Origin of the sequence: Pseudomonas sp. NFPP04 (assembly GCF_900113815.1) — a bacterium.
Classification (GTDB): domain Bacteria; phylum Pseudomonadota; class Gammaproteobacteria; order Pseudomonadales; family Pseudomonadaceae; genus Aquipseudomonas; species Aquipseudomonas extremorientalis.
Genome location: NZ_FOQS01000007.1, coordinates 321,674 through 343,865, shown reverse-complemented (window position 1 = coordinate 343,865; position 22,192 = coordinate 321,674). Strand labels below are relative to the sequence as shown.

The window sequence follows — 22,192 nt, the reverse complement described above, 5'->3', positions numbered from 1 at the left end:
GAAGGCGATCGCAAGGCAGCCAAGGCCCACTGGTTGGATGTGGTACAGAACGTGGTGCTGCTGGCCGCCATGGTGGGCGCAGGCAAAGGCCTGGCCAAACTGACGGCGGTACCGGCCGAACCGGTGGTCGAGGGGTTGCAACCCGTTACCCTGCCCAATGGAAAAACCCGCTTGTGGAAGCCCGACCTGAAACCCTATGAAACGCCGGTCAAGCTGCCACCCGATGCCAGCCCCGATTCCCAGGGACGCTATGCGGTCAACGGCAAAACCTATATCCGCCAGGACGGTAAACACTACGAAATCAGCCAAGGTACAACACCTGGTGAATGGCGCCTCCAGCACCCCAGCGATCCCGATGCGTATCAGCCTCTGCTACGGCACAACGGGCAAGGGGCCTGGCGCCATACCCTGGAACGTCCACTGGCCTGGGACCGGCTGACCCTGCTGCGCCGGCTGGGCCACGCGACCGAGCAATACTCCGACGAGCAACTGTTGAAGATCGCCGAAGTCAGCGGCGTCAACGATAACACCCTGCGCAAGGCCCACCTGGACAACCAGCCGCCGCCGCCCGAGTTGACGGATGCCATGCGCCTGTTTGAAGCCGACAGGGGCGTCGAAGACGTGATCAGCCGAGTGCAGACCGGCACGGCAGTGGATGAACGTTATCTGTATATCCTGCCGCTGATCACTGAGTTGCCCCGCTGGCCGACGGGTCGTGTGCTGGAGGTTTTTGACGGTCAGGGTCTGACGGGAAAGTCCGTGCAGTACGGTGCCGAGCGCTTGTACACCGGTGTCCGTGCCAGGACGCCCATCCGCATGAGCCGCGCCGAGGTGCTGAGCAGCGAGTTGCCGGCACGTATCCTGGCGGCCCTGGACGAGGACGAGATCACCAGCCTGCTCGGCGGTGAGGCGGCACGGGTGCGGGAGGCCAGGCCGGTGGAGCTCAGAAAACAGATCGCCGACTTTGCGCAGACCCGTCGATCAGCGATTTTCGACAGTCTCTATGAAGGCCCCAAACCCGTTGACCTGCGCATCACGCAATTGCGAAAAGCCTGTCCGGGGTTGAGCAAGCCTGCAGCGCAAGACATTCTTGCCCACGCCAGTGCCGAAGCCCTCGAGCGCCTGGAGAGCACCGGCAAAGTGCCGCTGGCCTTGCTCGAAGAAGGCCGCTGGTATGCACGACAAGGGCGCCAGGCCCGCGCCTATGCCGGACTGTACACGGATCACATAGCGACCACCGACAGCAAGCGCCTGGCCCTGCACGCATTGCAGAAACTGACTGGCTGGTCGGACGCGGTGCGCCTGGAAATCCGCGATGAACACGTGGGTGGCCGGCTGATCGACGCCATCGGCAACCAGGACGCGATGCAACGCAAATTCCTGGTCAAGAAAGGTCCGGTCTACCAGGCGTTCGACGAGCATGGCGAAGCCCTCAACAGCCTGCCCAGGTATGGCGACAACTTCTACGCGTCGGTGCTGCATGCCCTGCCCGACGAAGCGCGCCAGGCGTTGGGCGTTCCCCATGTGGGCCAGCAGGCCGAGTTGCAGCACAGCATCATTCGCAGTGCGGTCGAGCACAGCCACCTGGCACCACAGTGGCTGGGCCAGGCCCGTGGCGAGGCGACGCGGTTCAAGCCACCGGTACGTATTCGCGTCAATCAGGCCGGCTACTACGCCAGCGGTCGTGGTGCCGGCATGGACCCGTCCCTGGTGACGCGTGTGCAGGATCTGTACCCCGACTTGAGCGACGAGCAGGCCAACGGCTTTATCCTCCAGCAACGCCGCGCCGGGCAAACCGACGCACAGATCTACGGGCTGCTGCAGGCGCGTGGGCGTGAATGGGAAATCCTGGAGGCAACATTGGCGCAGTGGGTGGCAACGCCGCCGCCCACTTCACCGGAAGCCATGCTGCGCAGTACCACCGCCGAAAACCTCAGGACCAGTTGGCGAAGTGCGCCACTGGCCAATGACGTGCAGACAGCCGCGCGACTTGAACTCACCAGCGACGCCCCATTGCCGCCGTTGACGGCGGATTTTTCCCATGTGCGCGTGTTGGTCACCCACGGCCAACCGCTGGAGCAATTGCCTGGCTTGTTCCCCAGCGTGGAACGCCTGCATATCTTCGTCGCCGGCCCGCGGAGCATCAATCAACTCGAGACATTGACACACTGGTCAAGACTGACGAGGTTGCGGCTCTTTTCACCGCTCTCGGCCGAAAACACCAACACCCTGGGCGAGCTCAGCCAGTTGGAGGAGCTGAGCATTGCCAGCAACAGCGTGTTTCCCCGGCTGGATGTCAGCCGCCTGACGCGGCTACGCCAGTTGGAAATATCCGGCTTCCTGGTGACCGACTGGCCGATTGGCGTGCAGGACCTGCCCCAGCTTGAGCGCCTGAACCTGCGCGGCACGAGCATCGACAGTTTTCCGGCCGAACTGCTGGAAGGCCACGACCGCTTGCTGGCTGGCCTCTCGCTGAACTGGTCGGGACTGTCGCGCGACGGTTTCAGGGCGCTCTATACCCGGCTGAGCAACCGAGCGGATCACCTGATCGACCTTGAGGAAATGGTGCGCAGTTATTGTGTCGGAGAACTGACGCGCCTGACGGCACCGGCAGGGGACTCGCAGGTGTTGATCAACGGTTTTACCGAGCGCTGGGCAGGTCATCGCGCCCGATTCGAAGCAATTGAGGCGTTGAGCGAACAGTACAGTCAAATCGACCGCCGACTGAACGAGTGGTTGCGTTCTCCGCACGAGGTTGAACACGTGAACCAACGGCGGATGGACGGTTACCTGAGGGTGCAATGGAGTCGCGGGGTGCTCAACCTCTACGCGGCGGCTGACCCGCTGCGCGTGCGGCCGAACTCATTTCTGGAGGTAGACCTACGCGGTTTAAGACCCTCGAGCTTGCCCGATCTGCCGGCCAACAGCTTCCCCCAGACCACCGCTTTGCGCCTGATGAACCTGCGTGCACCCATGGAGCAGATCAGTCATTTCATACAGGCGTTCACTCAGGTACGCACTCTCGAACTGAATTATTGCGACCTGGCCGCCGCTCCCTCCGAGCTCCAGGACTTCCCCGCGCTGGAACACCTCTCGCTGCAAGGCAACCCCCTGACAAGGCTAGAAGTCGATCACTTGCCCCGGCTCCGCACCCTGAACCTGCGAGAAACGAACCTGCAGCAGGTGCCGACCGGTATCGAGGACTTGGCGCAACTGACCTCGCTGAACCTGCGCAACACCCGCATTACGGTGTTGCCAGAGGCTATCCTGGCCAGGGACGAGTTGCTGCTCAATACCAACGTGGCCGGAACACCGTTGAGTCAGGCCTCCGAACGCGCGCTGGCCACGGCCCGACAGCGGGTCGAAACCGCCCGGGGCCTGCCCGCCGGAGCCCTGGAACGTTTTGCCTATGAAGAACCGTCCGCCAACGTTTTCCCCGAGGCCGAAAGCGGCGGCTCATTGGCCCGCCACCTGCTCGACCTGCCCGCAGTCGGACCCGACCTGCCGCTGCCGCAACGCCTGCAGCGCTTGCAACCCGCGATGAACGAACAGGCATTGCAGCAATGGCTGGCACGCCTGCGCGCAGGCGGCGCCAGTGACGCGCACTTGCACGCTCTGATCGACGTTTGGAATGAGGCCCTGCACACCCTGACACGCCAGCTCAATGGCTGGCTGTACACGCGGGGCTCCCCTGCCAGCGACGGGACCTTGGCTAGCCGCCGCAACCAGGCCGCGCAACGTATCGTCACGTGCTGGCGCCAGGGCCTGGCGGCAGACGCGGCAGGCCAGACCCTGAGTTTCAACGGCTTGCAACTGGACAACCTGCCGACGGTAATGGCGGACTTTACCCATGTGCAACATTTGGACCTGAGCGGCCTCCTGTTCGCCCAACAAGGCTCCAACGGTTTCCTCGCAGGCTTTTCCAACCTGCGCACATTGCGCCTGACCGGCAATGAGTTGCAGGGCTTGCCCAGGGCACTCGCAGAAATGCCTGAGTTGCGGGAGTTGGATCTGTCATACAACCGAATCGACGATGAGTTGGCGGTCGACCTGGATGACTGGCCACATCTGCAACGGCTGGACTTGAGCGACAACCTGATGGAGTTTTTCAGTCTCGAGCCTGGCTCGCCCCTCGAGGTGTTGAACCTGAACGGTAACCGCCTCACGGATTGGCCGGCCGGTACATTGGAAGCCGGTAATCTGCGCGCACTCGACCTGAGTTCCAATGACATCCGTTCAATCCCGACCGAAGCACTGGATGGCAGCCACGACACCTTGATGCAGGGCACCGATATCTCAGACAACCCCCTGTCCCACGACAGCCTGACGGCGCTTATCGAGTATATGGACCGCACAGGGCACAACTCGGCGCTGGGCCTGTCACGGCGGGACATCCAGACAATGTTGGACGATGGGCTCCCGTCATCACCAGAGCCCGATGAAATCTTCCCTGAACAACCCGACGAAGAGCTCCCAGCGCAACCCGCCCTACCTGAACAACCGGTGCCCTGGATAGACGACCTGCCCCTTCCTGAACAAGGCAGGCTGCGGGAGATCTGGACACAACTGCAGGCTGAACCGGATCACCAGGCGTTTTTTCACTTGCTCGAACGGTTGCAGGACACCACGGAATTCGGCGCGGCTCGCGCCGACCTGTCGCAGCGGGTGCGCAACGTGCTGGAAGCAGCCGCCGATAACACCGAACTGCGCCAGGCGTTGTTCGCCATGTCCCATACCCACGGCACCTGCGTCGATGGCCGCATCCTGACTTTCAGCGGGCTGGAAGTCAGGGTCTACGAGCACAACGCGTTGCTCAACGTCGATGCGGCGCGGCTGGATCTAAGAGGTGCAGCGCTGTTGAACCTGTCCCGGCAGTTGTTCCGGCTGGGCAGAGCCGAAGTCGAGGCCGACAGGGCGCTGGTTCCACACTCGGACGTGGCGGAAGTGCGCTTGTCGTACCGCATCGGCCTGGCCAGGGGGTGGCCGGACCAGTTGGAGCTGCCTGGGCAACCCCGCTACATGCGGTTCAGCCGGCCAATCACTGGCACTGAACTGGCCAACGCGCGCCACAATATTCTCGACGCGGAACGCAGTGAGGTGTTTTACGAGGACTTGATCAGCCGGGACTACTGGGTGGACTACCTCAAGCAGCGGTATGCCGATGAGTTCGCCACCCTCAAACGCAATGCCGACGCACGGCAGAACGCCTTGGAAGATGCACACGAAGACTTTGATGACGCCTACCTCGAGGCCTTGAACCGGCTGGAAATCGAGCAGGCCACCGAACGTAACCTCAAGCTGCTGGAGCTGTCACGCCGGGAGGTGGCCGAGCTGACACCGCACGGCGGCGATCACCAGCAACCCGGCCCCTCACGGGGTGTGACGGGGCGCCGCCCGCAATAACGGCCGCCCTGGCGTTCAGCCCCTCAGAAGTGCTCGCGGGGGTTGAACGCCGCTTTTTGCGCCAGCTCCTGCCACAAGGCCTTGACCGCCTCATCGTCCGACTTGGGCATCACGGCCTTGAGCTGCACGAACAGGTAGCCACGTTGCCCGGCCTTGTTCAGCAGGCCGTGGCCCTTGGCACGCATGCGCTGGCCGTTCTGGCTGTTGGCGGGGACCTTGAGGTTGATCTTGCCGGTCAGCGTCGGCACCGCCACTTCCGTACCCAGCGCCAATTCCCACGGCGCCAGCGGCAGGTTGATGATCAGGTTTTCGCCATCCACTTCAAACCTGGGGTGTGGCGCGAACTTGATGATCAGGTACAGGTCGCCATTGGCCCCGCCGCCAATGCCCGGCGCGCCCTGGCCCTTGAGCCGGATGCGCTCGCCGTCGGTCACGCCGGCGGGAATCTTCACGTTCAGGCTCTTGGTGGTGTTGCTGACATGCCGGCCCGAGGCGTCGTACTGCGGCACCTGGAAGCTGATCTGCTTGGATTCGGTGGACAGCGTCTCCTCGAGGAACACCGACAGCTGCATCTCCACGTCCTGGCCTTTACGCCCGGCAGGACGGCGTTGGCCGCCACCAAAGGCGTCGCCACGGGAGCCGAAGATCGAGCTGAAGAAGTCCGAGAAATCCTCGCCGCCACCACCGCCGCGGCTCTGCCAACCCGGTGGTCCCTGGAACGGTTGGCCATGCTGGCCGTATTTGCGCAGCTCGTCGTATTCGGCGCGCTTGTCGGCACTCTTGAGCGCCTCATAGGCTTCGGACGCGTCCTTGAACTTGGCTTCGGCGTCTTTTTCCTTGCTCACGTCGGGGTGATATTTGCGTGCGAGCTTGCGATAGGCCGCCTTGATTTCCTTATCGTCGGCCGTCGGCTCTACGCCCAATATCTTGTAATAGTCTTTGAAATCCATCGGCGGTTCACCATCCTTAATCGAGATCGCACAGCCCGGGGCACAACGTGCGCTGCATTGCACTTGTTGAGTGATGTGGCCTGGGGATGCGTCAAAGTGTTATCGGCACTTGCCGTATGCAGCAGATGTGGGGGCGAATACCCAACTTTCAAGCACGATTTAGCGGATAGTCGGCCTACGCATCCGCCTTCGACTGGCATACACTGCGCGGCCGTTTTTCAACCGGAACCCGATAGACATGAAAAACCCATCCCCAGCCCGTGCCTGCGGCATCGACTTTGGCACGTCCAACTCCACCGTCGGCTGGATCCGCCCCGGCGAGGAGACGCTTATCGCGCTGGAGGACGATAAGATCACATTGCCGTCGGTGGTGTTCTTCAACTTCGAGGAACGCCGCCCGGTGTACGGTCGCCTGGCCCTGCACGAATACCTGGAAAACTACGAAGGCCGGCTGATGCGCTCGCTCAAGAGCCTGCTGGGTTCCAAGCTGATCAAGCACGATACCAGCGTGCTCGGCACCGCAATGCCGTTCACCGACCTGCTGGCGCTGTTTATCGGCCAACTCAAGAGCCGCGCCGAAGCCAACGCCGGGCGCGAGTTCGAAGAAGTGGTGCTGGGTCGCCCGGTGTTTTTCGTCGATGACGACCCGATGGCCGACCAGGAAGCCGAGAACACCCTGGTCGACGTGGCACGCAAGATCGGCTTCAAGGACATCTCGTTCCAGTACGAGCCGATTGCGGCGGCGTTTGACTACGAGTCCACCATCGAGAAAGAAGAATTGGTGCTGATCGTCGACATCGGCGGCGGTACGTCCGACTTCTCCCTGGTGCGCCTGTCGCCGGACCGTCGCCACAACGACAACCGCCAGAGCGACATCCTCGCCACCGGCGGCGTGCACATCGGCGGTACCGACTTCGACAAACAGCTCTCGCTGAACGGCATGATGCCGCTGTTCGGCTACGGCAGCCGCATGAAAAGCGGCGCCTACATGCCCACCAGCCACCACATGAACCTGGCCACCTGGCACACCATCAACTCGGTGTACTCGCAAAAATCCCAGCTGGCCCTGGGCAGCATGCGCTACGACATCGAAGACACCGGTGGCATCGACCGCCTGTTCAAGCTAATCGAACAGCGCGCCGGGCACTGGCTGGCCATGGAAGTGGAAGAAACCAAGATCCAGTTGACCCACGAAGACAGCCGTCATGTGGCGCTGGACCGCATCGAAGCCGGTCTGAGTGTGGACCTGAGCCGGGCACTGTTCGAGTCGTCCATCGACACGTTACTTGAGCGCGTGCGCAACAGCGTCACGCAGTTGCTCAACGATGCATCGGTCAGCGTGGCCCAGGTGGACACCGTGTTCTTTACCGGTGGTTCCAGCGGGATTCCGGCACTGCGCCACAGCATCTCGGCGATGTTGCCGAATGCACGGCATGTGGAAGGCAATATCTTCGGCAGTATCGGCAGTGGCCTGGCGATCGAAGCAAGCAAGCGCTACGGCAGCTGAGTTTTATCTGAAACGCTGCGTCGCGCCCATCTGGGGCAAGCCCCCTCCCACCTTTGAATGTGTTCACAGATCAAAATGTGGGAGGGGGCTTGCCCCCGATGGGCCAGACCGGCCAATACAAAGCCTAAACCATCCCACCGAGCTTCAGCTCACTCTTCAAATACGCGTAGTAAATCGGCCCTGCGACCACCCCCGGCAAGCCAAACGCGGCCTCAAACACCAGCATCGCCAACAGCAACTCCCACGACTTGGCACTGATCTGCCCGCCCACGATCCGCGCGTTGAGGAAGTACTCGACCTTGTGGATCACGATCAGGTAGCCCAACGCCGCCACCGCCACCCAGATCGACAGCGACAGCGCGACGATGGTGATCAGGGTGTTGGACATCAGGTTGCCGATCACCGGCAGCAGGCCGAGCAGGAAGGTCAGCACGATCAGGGTCTTGGTCAGCGGCAGGTGGATGCCACACAGCGGCAGTACCACGGCGAGGAACACGGCGGTGAAGGCGGTGTTGAGCGCGGCGATCTTGATCTGGGCGAAGACAATGTTGCGAAACGCCTGGACCAGCAAGTGCAGGCGGTCGAACAGCGCGGCGGCCAGGGGTTTGCGTTTGGTCAGGTCGGGCACGCGCTGCAGGGCGATGATCGCGCCGAGCACCATGCCGATCAGCAAGGTGACGAACATGTGGGCGGCGTCTTTGCCCACCAGTTGCAGTTCGCTGAGGTGCTTGCTCAGCCAGTCACCGATGGCCACACGGAACTCGGCAGCGCTGGCGGGCAGGTAGGCGTCGAGGAACGGCGGCAACTGGCCGCGCGCGCGGTCGACCACACCCATGAATTTATCGAGGGACGCCCCGGGGTTTTCCGCTTCGTGGAGCAGGAAGCTGATGGCGCCGGCAAAGATCAGCGCCAGCACGCTGACGATCAGGGTGCCCAGCAACGCTACTGCCAGCCAGCGCGCGCGCCGACCTTCGATCAGCCGTTGCAGTTGAGGGGTGAGCATGTTGACCAGTTCATAGACCAACAGGCCGGCCAGCAGGCTGGGCAGCAATTTGAGCGGCAGCACCAGCAGCAACCCGCCAAAAATGATGATGTAGCTGGCCAGCAATAGCACGTGACGCTGAGAAAACGTTGGCATACAGCCTCAAAACGAACGGCGTTAAAGGATGGGCAGTCTGCCAGCCTTGAGGGAATCAAGCGAGTGGGTCGATTATGAATGCGATCAAGTGTGGGAGCCGGGCTTGCCCGCGATGGCCTCGCCGCGGTGTAGCAGACAGAGCAAGGTGCCTGTATCGCGGGCAAGCCCGGCTCCCACCGTTGATCTGCGGCGTTCGCGAAAGAGCGATCAGCCTTTGAGACAGGTGCTCATAAAGGTTTTACGCGCATCGCCGGTCAGCGCCTTGGTTTTCGCCGACGCATTGCAATCCTTCATCTTCTGCTGCTGCGGTGTCAGGGTCTTGGCATCATTGGCCGCCGGGGCGGACAGGCAGGTCTTCATGAACGCCTTGCGCTCGTCGCCCTTGAGCGTCTTGGTGGTGGCTTCGGCGTTGCAGGTGGTCATTTTGTTTTGCTGGGCGGTGGCGGCAAAGCCTTGGGAACACAACAGCAAGCCCATCATCAACAGCGGAATACGCAGCATCTTCATGGAGTTTTCTCCCTGTTACCGCGCCGACGGGCACGGCCTACCGAGCAGTGTAGTCAAAGCCTGTTACATCTTCACCGACTACGAATATGGGCACGCCGGTACTGCTCGGGGGTACATCCCGCCTGGCGCTGGAACATGGCGATAAACGCCGAGGCGGTGCTGTAGCCCAGGTCAAACGCCACATGTTGCACGCTGCGCTCGCTGTCGAGGGCCTCGATGGCGGCCAGGTAGCGCAGGCGCTGGCGCCATTCGCCGAAGCTCATGCCCAGCTCCCGTATGAACTGACGCGCCAGGGTGCGCTCGCTCACGTGCACCTGTTCGGCCCAGTGCGCCAGCGGCCGGTTGTCGCCGGGATCGGCCTGCATGCCTTCCAGTACGCCGAGCAGCCCTGGGTGACGGGCGTAGGGCAGGAAGCACTCGTGGATCGGCGCCTGCTTGAGTTGGTCCACCAGCACCTGGGCCAGGCGGACGTCGGACTCGGTCTGCGGCATGTTCACATCGCGCTGGGCGAAGTCACTGAGAATGGCCTTGAGGATATCGCTGATGGCCAGGGTGCACGGCTGCCGGGGCAATTGCTCGCAGAGTTCCGGGGCCAGCCCCACCGAGTGGTAGACGATTGCCTCGGCGTTATAGGAACTGTGCTCGGTATGCGGCGGCACCCACACGGCGTACTGCGGCGGTGACATGAAGCGGCTGCCGGCCACTTCCATGCGCATCACGCCACTGGCGGAGTAATCCAGCGAACCCCAGAAATGCTGGTGCGGCGTGCACTCGGTGTCGGGGGCGAAATCCGAGTAGCGGAAATACACCGGGCTCGGCAGTTGTGGGAAATCCTGGAGGCGTACGTTGTGCTTGGCCATGTTGTCTGGATACAACGGTGGGTTGTCTGGATCGCAGTATAGGCTTCGATCCAGACAATGGATAATCCTGCCTCATCTATACACCGGGCTCCTTTCGATGCAATACGCTTATCCCTTGCTGGCCATTTTTATCTGGGCCGGCAACACCGTCGTCAACAAACTGGCCGTGGGTTCGATCTTCCCGGCGGAGATTGGCTTCTATCGCTGGCTGCTGGCGGCACTGCTGTTTACGCCATTCATGCTCAAGCCGGTGATTGCCCACTGGGCGCAGATCCGCCCGAACCTGGGCAAAGTGTTCATCCTTGGTGTGCTGGGCATGGCGGTGTACCAGAGCCTGGCCTACTACGCCGCGTCGCTCACCACGGCGACCAACATGGGCATCATCCTCTCCCTGATGCCGTTGATGGCGCTGGCGGCGGCGATCATCAGCCTCGGCCAACGCCTGACCTACGGTGCGCTGACCGGTGCTGTGCTGTCATTCGCCGGCGTGGTCGTGGTGGTGTCCGCCGGCAGCCTCGGCGCACTGCTGCAACATGGGGTCAACCTGGGTGACGGCATGATGCTGGTCGCCACCCTGGCCTATGCGGTCTACAGCACCCTGCTGAAAAAATGGCAACTGCGCCTGCCCCCGCTGGTGCTGCTGTATCTGCAGGTGCTGGTGGCGGTGGTGGTGCTGTTTCCGCTGTTCCTGTTCTCGGCCAAGGCCGGCCTGGGCTGGGCCAACATTCCGCTGGTGTTGTATGCATGCCTGTTGGCTTCGATGCTGGCACCGCTGGCGTGGATGCACTCGGTGAAGACCCTGGGCCCGAGCCGCACCACGTTGTTTTTCAACCTGCTGCCGTTGATCACCGCGCTGATCGCCGCCGTGGTGTTGAAAGAAGAACTGGCGCCGTACCACCTGGTGGGCGGCCTGCTGACCTTGGGCGGGGTGATCTTGTCGGAGCGCTGGACCACGCCGGTGCGCTAGACACCGGCCGCCTTCAAGCGCCGTGCATGCTCGACAAACAGCCGGATCGGCTCGGCGCCCTTGCCCACCAGGCCCAGGGACTGGTTGACGATATCGAAGTGATCCAGTGCGTAGTCATCGCCGATCACCAACCCCAAGTGAGAGCTGTAGCGGCCGACCATGCCGTCGCACTGCCCCTTTTCCCGCACGAAGCTGCGGGCGAACAAACGGCAGCTGCGATTCGTGCCGTCAAACAGGTTGCGACCACGGTCGGTGATACCCGGCTGCAAGGTGCCGGACCACGAGTAATAGCGCACGCCGTTGACCTCTTCAGCACCCTGCCCGCCCCAGGTCTGCGGCAACCCCTGCGGGTATTGCTGGTTGAACAACGCCACGCCGGCACTGGTCAGGGAGTGATGGGACGCCTGCAGGTCCGCTTTGAAGCGTGGCCCGCGATAGCCGGTTTCCAGCACGCCCATCACCCAGGCGGCCAGGTGAAACAGCGCGCTCATGATTCGGCCCTTCACGCCGTCAGCGGGGTAATGCAGGTGGATATGGTCCGCCAGCTCCGAGCCATGATTGGGGCCTGCCACGGAGGTCACCGAGGCGACCCACTCAGGGCGCTTGGCCGCCGCATACCGCGCAGTGAGCGAGCCCTGGCTGTGGCCGATCAAGTTGACCTTGTCGGCACCGGTTTCGCGGCGAATGCGTTCGATCTGCAGCAACAGTTGCTCGCCACGCACCTCGCTGGAATCCAGCGGCGCCACCTGCACCGCAAACACCTGCGCCCCGCCCGCCCGCAATGCCGGGACGATGCCGTACCAGTACGGGAACCAGCCCAGGCGCACGAAACCGAGCATGCCGGGTACCAACACCAGGGGGTAACGCGTGGCCAACGACTGCGGCATGAACCGGGCATCCTTTCAATCCGATCCATCCAGCCTAGCCCAACCTCAAGTCGGGCTTGTGACGTTGCCGGTAAATCCAATAAAACTTTTTGCTTCTCCCAGGACTCACAACTTGGAGCGATCACGCCGGCAGAGCGTGGCGCAAAACCGGATTAGCCCCAGGAGATAGAGATGACCGAAACAAACTTGACTGACGTTGCGACCCTGCGCAGCCGCGCCCGCCAGAACGTCGAAAACGGTGCCGTGACCGAGGGCTATGACGCCGACCGCGAAGAAATCATCCGCCTGCTCAACGCGTCGCTGGCCACCGAGCTGGTCTGCGTGTTGCGCTACAAGCGTCATTACTTCATGGCCAGCGGCATCAAGGCCGCCGTCGCTGCACAAGAGTTCCTCGAACACGCCACCCAGGAAGCCGAACACGCCGACAAACTCGCCGAACGCATCGTGCAGTTGGGCGGCGAGCCGGAGTTCAACCCGGACCTGCTGTCGAAGAACTCCCATGCGCAATATGTAGCGGGCAATAACCTCAAGGAAATGGTCTACGAAGACCTGGTCGCCGAACGGATTGCCGTGGACAGCTACCGCGAAATCATCCAGTACATCGGTGATAAGGACCCAACCACCCGCCGCCTGTTCGAAGAGATCCTCGCGCAGGAAGAAGAGCATGCCGACGACATGGCGGATATTCTCGAAAGCCTGTAACCCAGCAGAACGCAATACCCATGTGGGAGGGGGCTTGCCCCCGATAGCGGTGGATCAGTCAATTGAGATATCGACTGATATGCCGCCATCGGGGGCAAGCCCCCTCCCACATTTGCAGTTAGCCTTTCACGGTTTTTGGCGCCTTGCCTTCTTTCATCTGTTGCAGCAGCGGCGCGCACTCGTTCGGTTCCCCGCCACTGGGGGCAACCAGCGCCAGCAACCCGGCAGCCGGTCCGGCGATGACCCCAAGCGCCACCATGCCTGCGCCACGCAGTGCCAACGGAATGGCCTTCACACCCGCATTCGGCTTGATGAACGGCCCGTTCACATACAGCGGTGAACGCAGGGAGAACAGGCGGAAGCCTTTCGATTCCGGCGTAATGGTGAGATCCAATTGCTCCGTAGCCATGTTCGCGGTGCCATCGATGTAGACGATAGCGTTCTCGGTATCGAACACGAACAGACGTGTGGTCGCCAGGCCGGTCTTGATGCCGAAGTCCGCCGCTGCGCAGTTGATCTTCACTTCTTTATCGCCGAACAGGCGGCCGACCACGTAGTTACCCACGTTGAGCCCGGCAATTTCCATCAGGCCACGGCTGATCGCGCCGTCGTTGATGAGCATCTTCAGGTCACCGTTGGAGGTGCCCAGCAGTGCCGCCACCGAGTTGCCGCGCCCGGAAATATCGGCATCGCCATTGAGTTCACCGAAGCTGGTCTTCATCGGTTCGAAGGTCGGGAACAGTTGTTTGAGCTTGAAGTTGCGCGCGGTGAGTTTGGCGCGACCTTCCATCGGCGTGGTGCGGCCATTCAGGCGAATCTGCGCATCCAGCTTGCCGCCGGCCACGCCAAAGCGCAGGGGTTCCAGGCTCAGTTCGCCGTCAGTGAGTACCAGATGGGTGTAGAGATCGGTGAACGGCAGATCGGCACTGTGCACGATGCGTTTGCCGGTGAATTCCACATCGGCATCCATCACGCGCCAGCGCTCGGTGCGGAATTCTTCCACCGGCAACACTTTGGTCGCCGGTTGCTTGCTGTCGCCACCACGGGCTTTTTGCTTGGCGTTGGAGTCGGCGCCGATCAGGGGCGCAAGGTCGGTCATCAGCAGTTGGTTGGACACCAGCGTGCCACTGAGCTTGGGCCGTGGCTGGCTGGCGATGTAGGCGAGGCTGCCGTGGATGTCGCTGTTGCCGATCTTGCCGTTGAAGTTTTCATAGCTGAACGAGGCACCGGTGGGCTCGTGCAGCTTGGCGATCAGGTGGCCATCGGTGGAATAGGCCGGTGAATCCGGCAGGGTCACGCCGGTCAGCGGATACAGGTTGCCCAGGCTGGAACCGGCGAGTTTCAGGCGCAGGTCGAGGGCGCCCAGATTCAGTGGGTCGGTAAGGGTGCCGGCCAGGGCGATGCTGGTGTCGGCAATCTTGACCTGGGCTTGCAGAGGGAACGGCTTGGCCGCGTCCTGCAAGGCCAGCAGGCCGCCGATCTTGCCGCTGCCGTCGAGTTTCTGGCCGTGGTACTGGCCTTTGACCTTGAGGCCGAACGCGTAATCCTGTGGCGCGGAGCCTTTTTCCAGTGCCTTCCTGGCATCGGCGTCGCCGACGATTTCACCGAAGGGAATGGGCTTGCCCAACGGATCGATGATCACATCCAGTTGAGTCTTGAGGGTCTGGTCGTCAAGGGTCACGTGGCCTTTGTCGAAGCCGATGGCGCCGATATCCACCACCCAGTTGGAGGGCTCGGCGTTGGGGTCCTTGGGGTCGAACTTGAAGGTCCAGTTGGCGCGACCGTCGGCCAGGCGCTGCAATTGCGCGCTGGGCTCAGTGAGGTCGATGCGCGGGATCACTACACGCTGCACCAGCAACGCCAGGGGCGAAATGCGCAGTTCCACCTTCTTGAGGGTGACCATCTGCGGGTTTTTCGACCAGTCGGGGTTGCCCAGGGTCAGGTCTTCGGCAATCACATGGGGCCACGGCACCCAGGCGCGCCAGCCGCCTTCATCGGGTTCGCGCGCCCACACCACCGCCAGGTTGCCATTGATAGCAAACGGTCGATGCAATTCTTCGGAGACCTTGGCATTGAGGGGGGGCTTGATGCGGTTCCAATCAAAGAACACCAGGACCAATACCACTATGGCGATTAACAGAACGAAGCTGGCGCAGCTCCAAGCGGCGATTTTACGCGTGCGCGTCATTGCACAGGACTCCTGAATACGACTGGCCGGATGACAGCCTTTAAGGACAGCTTATAGGACTACGACTGGCAAACCGCAGCGGGGTTTAACCCAATCGCCGATTTGCCAGGAAAAAGCGCATTTCCTGACCGACTCGACAGATTCCACCTGCGCCACCGCACCATTGTTACCCATGCGCGTGTCGAAAATACCCACACCGGTGCAAAACCGCGTGCTTGAGAGGCCCGTCCTAGAGCCTCTGACCAGAACAATCAATTCTGTTGATTATTACCATTGTGTTTATGAACTTTTATATCGACTTATCGAGAGTAGCATTAGCCCTGTACCCACTTTATCGCCCTCCCAAGGAGCAACCCATCATGAAACGCCAAGTACTCGCTACCGTCCTGTTATCCATCCTGGCTTCCAGTGCCTTTGCCCTGCCAGCCGCCGAACAGGCCACCCCACAAGTCAAAGCCGACGCCGCTCATTTCAGCCAGACCGTCGCTCGCAGCGGTTCGCAAGAAGAAGAGAACCGTGACTACGCCAAAGGCGCCGTTGCTGAGAATGGCTCTGAACAAGCCAACAAACGCGCCTACACCGAAGGCCTGACCGAAAACGGTCGCAACCGCCTGGAACAGAAAGGTCTGGTTGAAGGTGGCGCCGATCGCCTGCTGGAACGCAATGCTGTTGCCGAAGGTGGCCGTGATCGCCTTGAACAGAAAGGCCTGGTTGAAGGTGGTGCTGAACAAGCCAATGAACGTGCCTACACCCAGGGTATTGCCGAAGGCGGTGCTGACCGTCTGCAAGAACTGCATCAAGCACAGAGCTAACCCCGTGGTGGCCGAAAAAAAAAGCCCGATCTGTCGATCGGGCTTTTGCTTTCCTGTAGATCGCGTCACGCCCTTCCCCTGCCAAGTTCGACGCCAACAGAACTGTTTTGCTAGAGTGCGTCGCTGTACTTGCCGACAAAGCCCGCTCGCCAATGCTGCCCCGCGCCGAACAGAAGCAACAGACACGCCTCGCCCTGATGGACGCAGCCCGCCATCTGATGGAGTGTGGCCGTGGGTTTGGCAGCCTGAGCCTGCGCGAAGTGGCGAAGACGGCCGGCATCGTGCCCACCGGTTTCTACCGCCATTTTGCCGATATGGACCAGCTTGGGCTCGTCCTGGTCAGCGAAGTGGGCCAGACCTTCCGCGCCACGATCCGCCTGGTGCGCCACAACGAGTTCGTGATGGGCGGCATTATCGATGCCTCCGTGCGGATCTTCCTGGATGTGGTCTCGGCCAACCGTTCGCAATTCCTGTTCCTGGCCCGTGAACAATACGGTGGCTGCCTGGCGGTGCGTCAAGCGATCGGCGCCTTGCGCGAAGACATCACCCGTGACCTGGCAGCCGACCTGACGCTGATGCCCAAGCTGCAGCATCTGGATGCCGAAGGTTTGCACGTGATGGCCGACCTGATCGTTAAAAGTGTATTCGCCACCCTGCCCGATATCATCGACCCGCCGGCCCAGGCCCTGCCTGACCACCTCACGCCCCAGGCAAAAATCACCCAGCAATTGCGCTTTATCTTTATCGGTTTGAAACACTGGCAAGGCCTGGGCAGCACCGAGTAACGCCATCATCCCGCTGAGTGGAAGCGCTTGGCCGTGGTGTAGTTCCTGTTCCAGTAGTTGTTGCTCAACGAATCGATGCGGATGCTCTTGCCGGTACGCGGCGAATGAATAAATTTGCCCTCGCCGATATACAGGCCCACATGGCTGACCTGGCCGCGCCCGTTGCCCTTGAAAAACACCGCATCGCCGGGCTTGAGCGCATTGCGCTTGATGGTCGGGGCCGTGGAGCGGTGCATCGCGACCGTCGTACGGGGTAGCTGGATATTGGCTTGGGTCTTGAACAGATAGACCAGGAAACTGCTGCAATCGAAGCCCTGGTCCGCCGAGGTGCCGCCCCATTTGTACGGCGTGCCCAGCAGTTCGTGGGCGCGGTCGATCACGTCATCGATGGATGCTTCTTTCAGTGAAGTGGAGAAAGAGGCGTGAGGCTGCAGATTGGCGGAGGCCGAGGACAGCATAAAAGTCAGGCTGACTATAAACAGGTAACAAAGTGATTTGAACATGATGAACGTCGCAGTGGATTAAACACGGCGCACAGACTAAAGATCTCGCAGGTAACTTGATGAACGCCAATTCCTTTGACCCTGTAGGGAAAATCTGAAAACGCCCATCACAGTGCAACAGGCAACACTTCGCACCATTTTGGCGCAATCCAGCCGAGTCTTTTCGCCCTATTTAGTGGCGCCACCCACACACCTACAGGCATTTCCTACACCCCAGTGAGGTTGGCAAGCCCCTTGCTCTAACTGTTGCATCGCTCATAGCTGGAAGCTTCCTGATGCTGGTGATCCACCGCCGAATCGCCCCCCAAGCCCTCTGGGCCGCCGAGTTGCTGCTGAACTTCGAAGCTCGCAGCAAAAGCCGCCTGCGCTGTTTCAGTGCCGACGGTGAAGACGTAGGCCTTTTTCTGGAGCGCGGCCAGCCTCCGTTGCACGATGGCGAATTCCTGCAGGCTGAAGACGGACGCGTCGTACGTGTGCGCGCCCGGCCTGAACACCTCTTACACGTGACCTGCAGCAGTGCATTCGAACTGACCCGTGCGGCCTATCACCTGGGCAATCGCCACGTCGCGTTACAAGTAGGTGACGGCTGGTTGCGCCTGCTCGACGACTACGTGCTCAAGGCCATGCTCGAACAGTTGGGTGCGCAAACGCAAACCATCGAAGCGCCGTTTCAACCGGAGCATGGTGCCTATGGCGGCGGCCATCATCATTCGCGCCATGGCGATGAAGACTTCAATTACCCGCCCAAGCTGCATCAGTTCGGCGTGCGTCTATGAACCCAGCCTGGGCGCTGCTGCGTCTGGCCAGTCCGCAATTGCCGATTGGCGGATACAGCTATTCACAGGGCCTGGAAATGGCTGTCGAGAACGGTCGCGTCAACGATGCGGCCAGTGCACGCCGCTGGATCAGCGACCAGTTGCTGCTCAACCTCGCGCGTTTCGAGGCGCCGTTGCTGCTCGCCCATTGCCAGGCCGCCCAGGCGGCAGATTGGTCGCGCCTGGCACAGTTGTGTGAGGAACACCGCGCCAGCCGTGAGACACGCGAGCTGTATCAGGAAAGCCGGCAGATGGGCTACTCCCTGCAACAACTGCTCAATGGCCTGCCCGAGTTGGACGACGCGGCCCGCACCTTTCTTCAACAGTGCACCGAACCTCACCTCGCCCTGGGCTGGGCCCTGGCTGCCCGCGCCTGGCACATCAGCCCCGCCGATGCCCTCGCCGCGTGGCTGTGGAGCTGGCTGGAAAACCAATTGGCGGTGCTGATGAAAACCCTGCCACTGGGCCAGCAAGCCGCCCAACGCCTGACCAGCGAACTGCTGCCGCTGTTGCAACAAGCCCAGCAGGACGCCAACCACATCGACCCTGATCATCTCGGCAGCGCCGCGTTTGGCCTGTCCCTGGCGTGCATGGCCCACGAGCGCCAATACAGCCGCCTGTTCCGTTCCTAGGAGACAACACACATGAACGCACAACCTCTACGCGTCGGCATCGGCGGCCCGGTGGGCTCCGGCAAGACCGCCCTGACCCTGGCCCTGTGCCTGGCGCTGCGCGATCGCTACAACCTGGCGGTGGTCACCAACGACATCTACACCCGCGAAGACGCCGACTTCCTGGTGCGCAACCAGGCCCTGGCGCCGGAACGCATCATCGGCGTGGAAACCGGCGGCTGCCCGCATACGGCGATCCGCGAAGACGCCTCGATCAACCTGGAGGCCGTGGACCAGCTCAATCGCCGCTTCCCCGGCCTGGACCTGATCCTGGTGGAATCCGGCGGCGACAACCTGTCGGCTACGTTCAGCCCGGAACTGTCGGACCTGACCATCTACGTGATCGACGTGTCCGCCGGCGACAAGCTGCCACGCAAGGGTGGGCCGGGCATCTGCAAGTCCGACCTGCTGGTGATCAACAAGATCGACCTGGCCCCGCTGGTCGGTGCCTCGCTGGAGCTGATGAACAGCGACACCACCCGCATGCGCAACGGTAAACCCTTTGTGTTCAGCAACCAGAAAACCGGCGTCGGCCTGGATGACATCGTCGCCTTCATCGAACGCCAAGGCCTGCTGACCGCCGCCTGATCAACCCATAAGGAACCTGTCCATGAACCTCAAGAAACTGCTGACCGCCGCCGCCCTGCTGCTGGCCCCTGCCCTGGCCTTCGCCCACCCGGGCCACGGCGACAACGGCCTGGTGGCCGGCATCAGCCATCCCCTGAGCGGAATCGATCACTTATTGGCCATGGTCGCCGTCGGCTTGTGGGCCGCCCAACAAAAAGGCGCCGCGCGCTGGGCACTGCCGTGCACTTTCGTGGGCACCATGCTGATTGGCGGCGTGCTGGGTTTTGAAGGCCTGGAGTTGCCGGCGCTGGAAAGCGGGATTGCCGCGTCGGTGCTGGCCCTGGGTCTGGCGGTCGCGCTGGCGGTGCGTCCGCCGCTGTTCGTGGCGGTCGGGGCGACAGCCTTGTTCGCGCTGTTCCATGGCGTGGCCCATGGCTTGGAGCTGCCGGACATGTCCAGCCCCTGGGCGTATGCGGCTGGTTTTGTCGGTGCAACGGCGGTGCTGCATGCTGCCGGTTACGCTGTGGTGCGCTTGCTGCCGGCTGCGGCGGCGCCGCTGGTACGGGTTGCCGGGGCGGCTTCGGCGGCGACCGGGGTCTGGTTGTTGGCAGGCTGATTTGCGGCGTATTTGACGGCCTCATCGGGGGCAAGCCCCCTCCCACCTTTGGGGAGCGGGCCTGCCCCGATAGCGCTAGACCAGACACCACGGAACCCAAGCCTGCTACCATGCGCGCCTACACCCCTGCCGTGACGACGCCAGCCAATGCCCAGCGCTTCCCAACCCTCCTTGAACACCGTGCTCACGCACTTCCACAGCCTGATCGTGCCGCTCTGGCAAGGCCCGGGCTGGAATGCCGAACTGGCATTGCCGTATGAGGCACTGGACGCCGACCACCGGCCATTACCCCCGCAACGCTACCGCGCCATGGCCTGCGCCCGGCAGTTGTACCTGTTCGCCAGCCTGATCGGCGAGCCCGGCGCGGCCTTTGCCGAGGAACGTGCGGCGGCGTTGTTCCGCTCGCTGCAACGGCACTTCCACGACGCCGAACACGGCGGCTGGTTCTACAGCATCGACCCCGCCGGCCGACCGCTGGACAAGCGCAAAGACCTGTACACCCACGCCTTCATCATCTTCGCCTGCGCCCATTACTGGGCCAAGGTGCGCGAGCCGCTGGTGGAATCGGTGCTCAATGCCGCCCTGGCCGTGGTCGCCGAACGGTTTTCCACAGGCGACGGCCTGTACGAAGCGGTGCTGGAGCGCAATTGGGCGTCCCTCAAGTCCGGCCCCCTGCAAAACCCGTTGATGCACCTCGCCGAAGGCTTCCTCGCCACGCTGGCCGTGCGCGAAGATGCCATCACCCAAGACGCGCTGCTGGACCTGGCCAACGCCCTGCAGCAACGCTTCATCGACCGCCACCACGGCGTGATGATGGAAAAACCGCTGGGTGCTGTGGATAACTGGTTTGAGCCGGGGCACCAGTTCGAATGGTTTTTCTTGCTGGAGTCGTCTGAGTTACTGCGCGGTACGCCGTTGCACGCCTCCCTGACACGGGCGTTTGCCTACGCCGAAGAAAAGGGTGTGGATAACGCGAGCGGCGCCGTCAGCGGCATGTTGGCGTTGGATGGCACGGTGCGCGACGGCACCCAACGCATCTGGGCCCAGGCCGAGTACCTGCGGGCACTGACCTTGCGACCGGACAGCGAAGCGCGGTTGCAGCGCCAGTTGCTGGCGCTGCAACAACACTTCCTGCATGCAAAAGGCTGGCATGAATGCCTGGATGCCCAGGGCGCGGTGAGCCGACGGGATATGCCGTCGACCACGCCGTACCACCTGGCGACCTGTTACCAGGGCCTTATGCAATCCACTTGCGATCTCCGGTAAAGCTGATCGTCAGCCAGCGCGCCGCATCCGGCGTGCCAAGCCCTGTGGATATCTCTTCGCGCAGCTCATCCAGGGTCGCGACGTTATCCACCGGGTAATCCGCCGGCAACACCACATGAATCTCGATAAACCGTGCGCGCCCATGCTTTTGCACGTAGGACACGTAGTCATCGAAACCATGTTTGGCCCGGGCCGCGTCCATGACCTCGCGCACCTTGTCGTCCAGGTGGTCCGGCGCAATCCCCAGCACCTCGCGCAACGCCGGGCGCAAAATCTTGAACGCCGGCGCCAGCATGCTCAGGGCCAGCAGGATCAGGATCAACGGGTCGACATACACCGCCCACTCGCCATAGCCCTGGGACTTGAGCAACAGGGCCGCCAGAAAGCTGATCAGCAGGCCCACCGAGAGCATCGCGTCCACCAGCCAACTGATGTTGTCGAACTGGATCAGCGATGATTTCAGCGTTCGATTGCGGTAGCGCACGTAGAAAAAATAGGCGAACTCGACGACGGTAAACACCGCCGCATAGATGATCACCAGCCCCAGCTCGATCTCACGCCCGCCATTGATAATGCCGAACACACCGTTGAGGAACGCGTAGATGGCGATCAGCAACAGGAAGCTGCCTTCGATCAGCAGCACCATGGGCTCCAGGTGCCAGTAGCCGAACTGGAAACGCTCGTTGCTCTTCTTGGCGATCAGCTTGGCCGTGATCAGCATCAACACCTTGATGGCGGTGGCGATCAGCGAGAAAAAGCCGTCGAACAGAATGGACTGGGCGCCGGATACCACACCCGTGACAATCCCGGCGATCGCTACGGCGAACATCAGGATGGTCGATTGTTTGAGCAGTGCCTGCTCACCTCGGTTACTCACATTTCCTCCCGTCAAAACCTTGAATCCGCAGAGTGCGGAGGGGTTTTCAGGAGGTGAGTGTACCTTATGGCCTGTTTTGGCCGATCTGACGCTATCGGGGGCAAGTCGAATCGTCGCACCGCCCCTCCCACCTTCGACCGCATTCACATGCTGAAACTCGGTCAAGTGTGG

19 protein-coding genes are annotated in these 22,192 nt (G+C 61.9%); 11 read left to right on the top strand and 8 right to left on the bottom strand.

Annotated features, from left to right (window positions below; all coding sequences use genetic code 11):
• Nucleotides 1-5,403 (top strand): NEL-type E3 ubiquitin ligase domain-containing protein (locus BM017_RS17615; protein WP_092246661.1); only part of this gene is annotated, 5,403 nt, incomplete at its 5' end.
• Nucleotides 5,404-5,426: 23 nt separating this feature from the next.
• Here the strand turns inward: BM017_RS17615 and BM017_RS17610 are convergent.
• Nucleotides 5,427-6,353, bottom strand: coding sequence for a DnaJ C-terminal domain-containing protein (locus tag BM017_RS17610; protein WP_092246658.1), 927 nt, complete (start codon nucleotides 6,351-6,353; stop codon nucleotides 5,427-5,429).
• A 238-nt stretch (nucleotides 6,354-6,591) separates the two neighbouring features.
• On the opposite strand from BM017_RS17610, the gene BM017_RS17605 reads away from it, so the two are divergent.
• Entirely contained in the window at nucleotides 6,592-7,860 is a 1,269-nt protein-coding gene (locus tag BM017_RS17605) for an Hsp70 family protein (protein ID WP_071491638.1), read from the top strand.
• A gap of 124 nt (nucleotides 7,861-7,984) precedes the next feature.
• Here the strand turns inward: BM017_RS17605 and BM017_RS17600 are convergent, their stop codons facing one another.
• The 3 genes from BM017_RS17600 to BM017_RS17590 all read right to left on the bottom strand — a co-directional run bounded on the left by BM017_RS17600 (nucleotide 7,985) and on the right by BM017_RS17590 (nucleotide 10,365).
• Nucleotides 7,985-8,998: an AI-2E family transporter gene (locus BM017_RS17600; RefSeq protein WP_027607720.1), complete on the bottom strand. Its 1,014-nt coding sequence runs from the start codon at nucleotides 8,996-8,998 to the stop codon at nucleotides 7,985-7,987.
• 207 nt (nucleotides 8,999-9,205) lie between these two features.
• On the bottom strand, nucleotides 9,206-9,505 hold the full coding sequence (locus tag BM017_RS17595; RefSeq protein ID WP_017849707.1) for a PsiF family protein: 300 nt from the start codon (nucleotides 9,503-9,505) through the stop codon (nucleotides 9,206-9,208).
• Between the two features lie 71 nt (nucleotides 9,506-9,576).
• Nucleotides 9,577-10,365, bottom strand: coding sequence for an AraC family transcriptional regulator (locus tag BM017_RS17590; RefSeq protein ID WP_092246685.1), 789 nt, complete (start codon nucleotides 10,363-10,365; stop codon nucleotides 9,577-9,579).
• 97 nt (nucleotides 10,366-10,462) lie between these two features.
• Here BM017_RS17590 and BM017_RS17585 point away from each other — a divergent pair, with 97 nt between their 5' ends.
• Entirely contained in the window at nucleotides 10,463-11,332 is an 870-nt protein-coding gene (locus BM017_RS17585; RefSeq protein ID WP_071491640.1) for a DMT family transporter, read from the top strand.
• Here BM017_RS17585 and BM017_RS17580 read toward each other — a convergent pair.
• A complete protein-coding gene (locus BM017_RS17580; protein WP_092246655.1) occupies nucleotides 11,329-12,219 on the bottom strand; it encodes an esterase/lipase family protein in 891 nt (296 codons plus the stop codon). The two genes, BM017_RS17585 and BM017_RS17580, sit on opposite strands and share 4 nt — an antisense overlap.
• 171 nt (nucleotides 12,220-12,390) lie before the next feature.
• Between BM017_RS17580 and BM017_RS17575 the strand changes: the two genes are divergently transcribed.
• Complete coding sequence (locus BM017_RS17575; protein WP_092246652.1) at nucleotides 12,391-12,921, top strand: ferritin-like domain-containing protein; 531 nt, start codon at nucleotides 12,391-12,393, stop codon at nucleotides 12,919-12,921.
• 118 nt (nucleotides 12,922-13,039) lie between these two features.
• Here the strand turns inward: BM017_RS17575 and BM017_RS17570 are convergent, their stop codons facing one another.
• Nucleotides 13,040-15,109, bottom strand: coding sequence for an AsmA family protein (locus BM017_RS17570; RefSeq protein WP_092246649.1), 2,070 nt, complete (start codon nucleotides 15,107-15,109; stop codon nucleotides 13,040-13,042).
• Between the two features lie 359 nt (nucleotides 15,110-15,468).
• On the opposite strand from BM017_RS17570, the gene BM017_RS17565 reads away from it, so the two are divergent.
• Nucleotides 15,469-15,921 (top strand): hypothetical protein, encoded by a 453-nt coding sequence (locus BM017_RS17565; protein WP_071491643.1) that lies wholly within the window; start codon nucleotides 15,469-15,471, stop codon nucleotides 15,919-15,921.
• 152 nt (nucleotides 15,922-16,073) lie between these two features.
• Nucleotides 16,074-16,706, top strand: a complete 633-nt coding sequence (locus tag BM017_RS17560; RefSeq protein WP_058423535.1) for a TetR family transcriptional regulator — start codon at nucleotides 16,074-16,076, stop codon at nucleotides 16,704-16,706.
• Nucleotides 16,707-16,711: 5 nt separating this feature from the next.
• Here the strand turns inward: BM017_RS17560 and BM017_RS17555 are convergent, their stop codons facing one another.
• Nucleotides 16,712-17,209: a C40 family peptidase gene (locus tag BM017_RS17555; protein WP_092246647.1), complete on the bottom strand. Its 498-nt coding sequence runs from the start codon at nucleotides 17,207-17,209 to the stop codon at nucleotides 16,712-16,714.
• A 275-nt stretch (nucleotides 17,210-17,484) separates the two neighbouring features.
• Here BM017_RS17555 and ureE point away from each other — a divergent pair, with 275 nt between their 5' ends.
• The 5 genes from ureE (at nucleotide 17,485) to BM017_RS17530 (ending at nucleotide 21,144) form a co-directional block, all read left to right on the top strand.
• Nucleotides 17,485-17,985, top strand: coding sequence for an urease accessory protein UreE (gene ureE / locus BM017_RS17550; RefSeq protein WP_071491645.1), 501 nt, complete (start codon nucleotides 17,485-17,487; stop codon nucleotides 17,983-17,985).
• The gene (locus tag BM017_RS17545) at nucleotides 17,982-18,656 is read left to right on the top strand and encodes an urease accessory protein UreF (RefSeq protein ID WP_071491646.1); all 675 of its coding nucleotides are present in this window, start codon (nucleotides 17,982-17,984) and stop codon (nucleotides 18,654-18,656) included. Before ureE ends, BM017_RS17545 begins: the two co-directional genes overlap by 4 nt.
• 12 nt (nucleotides 18,657-18,668) lie before the next feature.
• Entirely contained in the window at nucleotides 18,669-19,283 is a 615-nt protein-coding gene (gene ureG / locus BM017_RS17540; protein WP_071491647.1) for an urease accessory protein UreG, read from the top strand.
• A 22-nt stretch (nucleotides 19,284-19,305) separates the two neighbouring features.
• Nucleotides 19,306-19,878, top strand: coding sequence for a HupE/UreJ family protein (locus BM017_RS17535; protein WP_071491648.1), 573 nt, complete (start codon nucleotides 19,306-19,308; stop codon nucleotides 19,876-19,878).
• Between the two features lie 147 nt (nucleotides 19,879-20,025).
• A complete protein-coding gene (locus BM017_RS17530; protein WP_092246645.1) occupies nucleotides 20,026-21,144 on the top strand; it encodes an AGE family epimerase/isomerase in 1,119 nt (372 codons plus the stop codon).
• On the opposite strand, the gene BM017_RS17525 is transcribed toward BM017_RS17530, so the two are convergent.
• Nucleotides 21,116-22,021 (bottom strand): cation diffusion facilitator family transporter, encoded by a 906-nt coding sequence (locus tag BM017_RS17525; RefSeq protein ID WP_092246643.1) that lies wholly within the window; start codon nucleotides 22,019-22,021, stop codon nucleotides 21,116-21,118. The genes BM017_RS17530 and BM017_RS17525 overlap by 29 nt on opposite strands.
• Nucleotides 22,022-22,192: the final 171 nt, after the last annotated feature.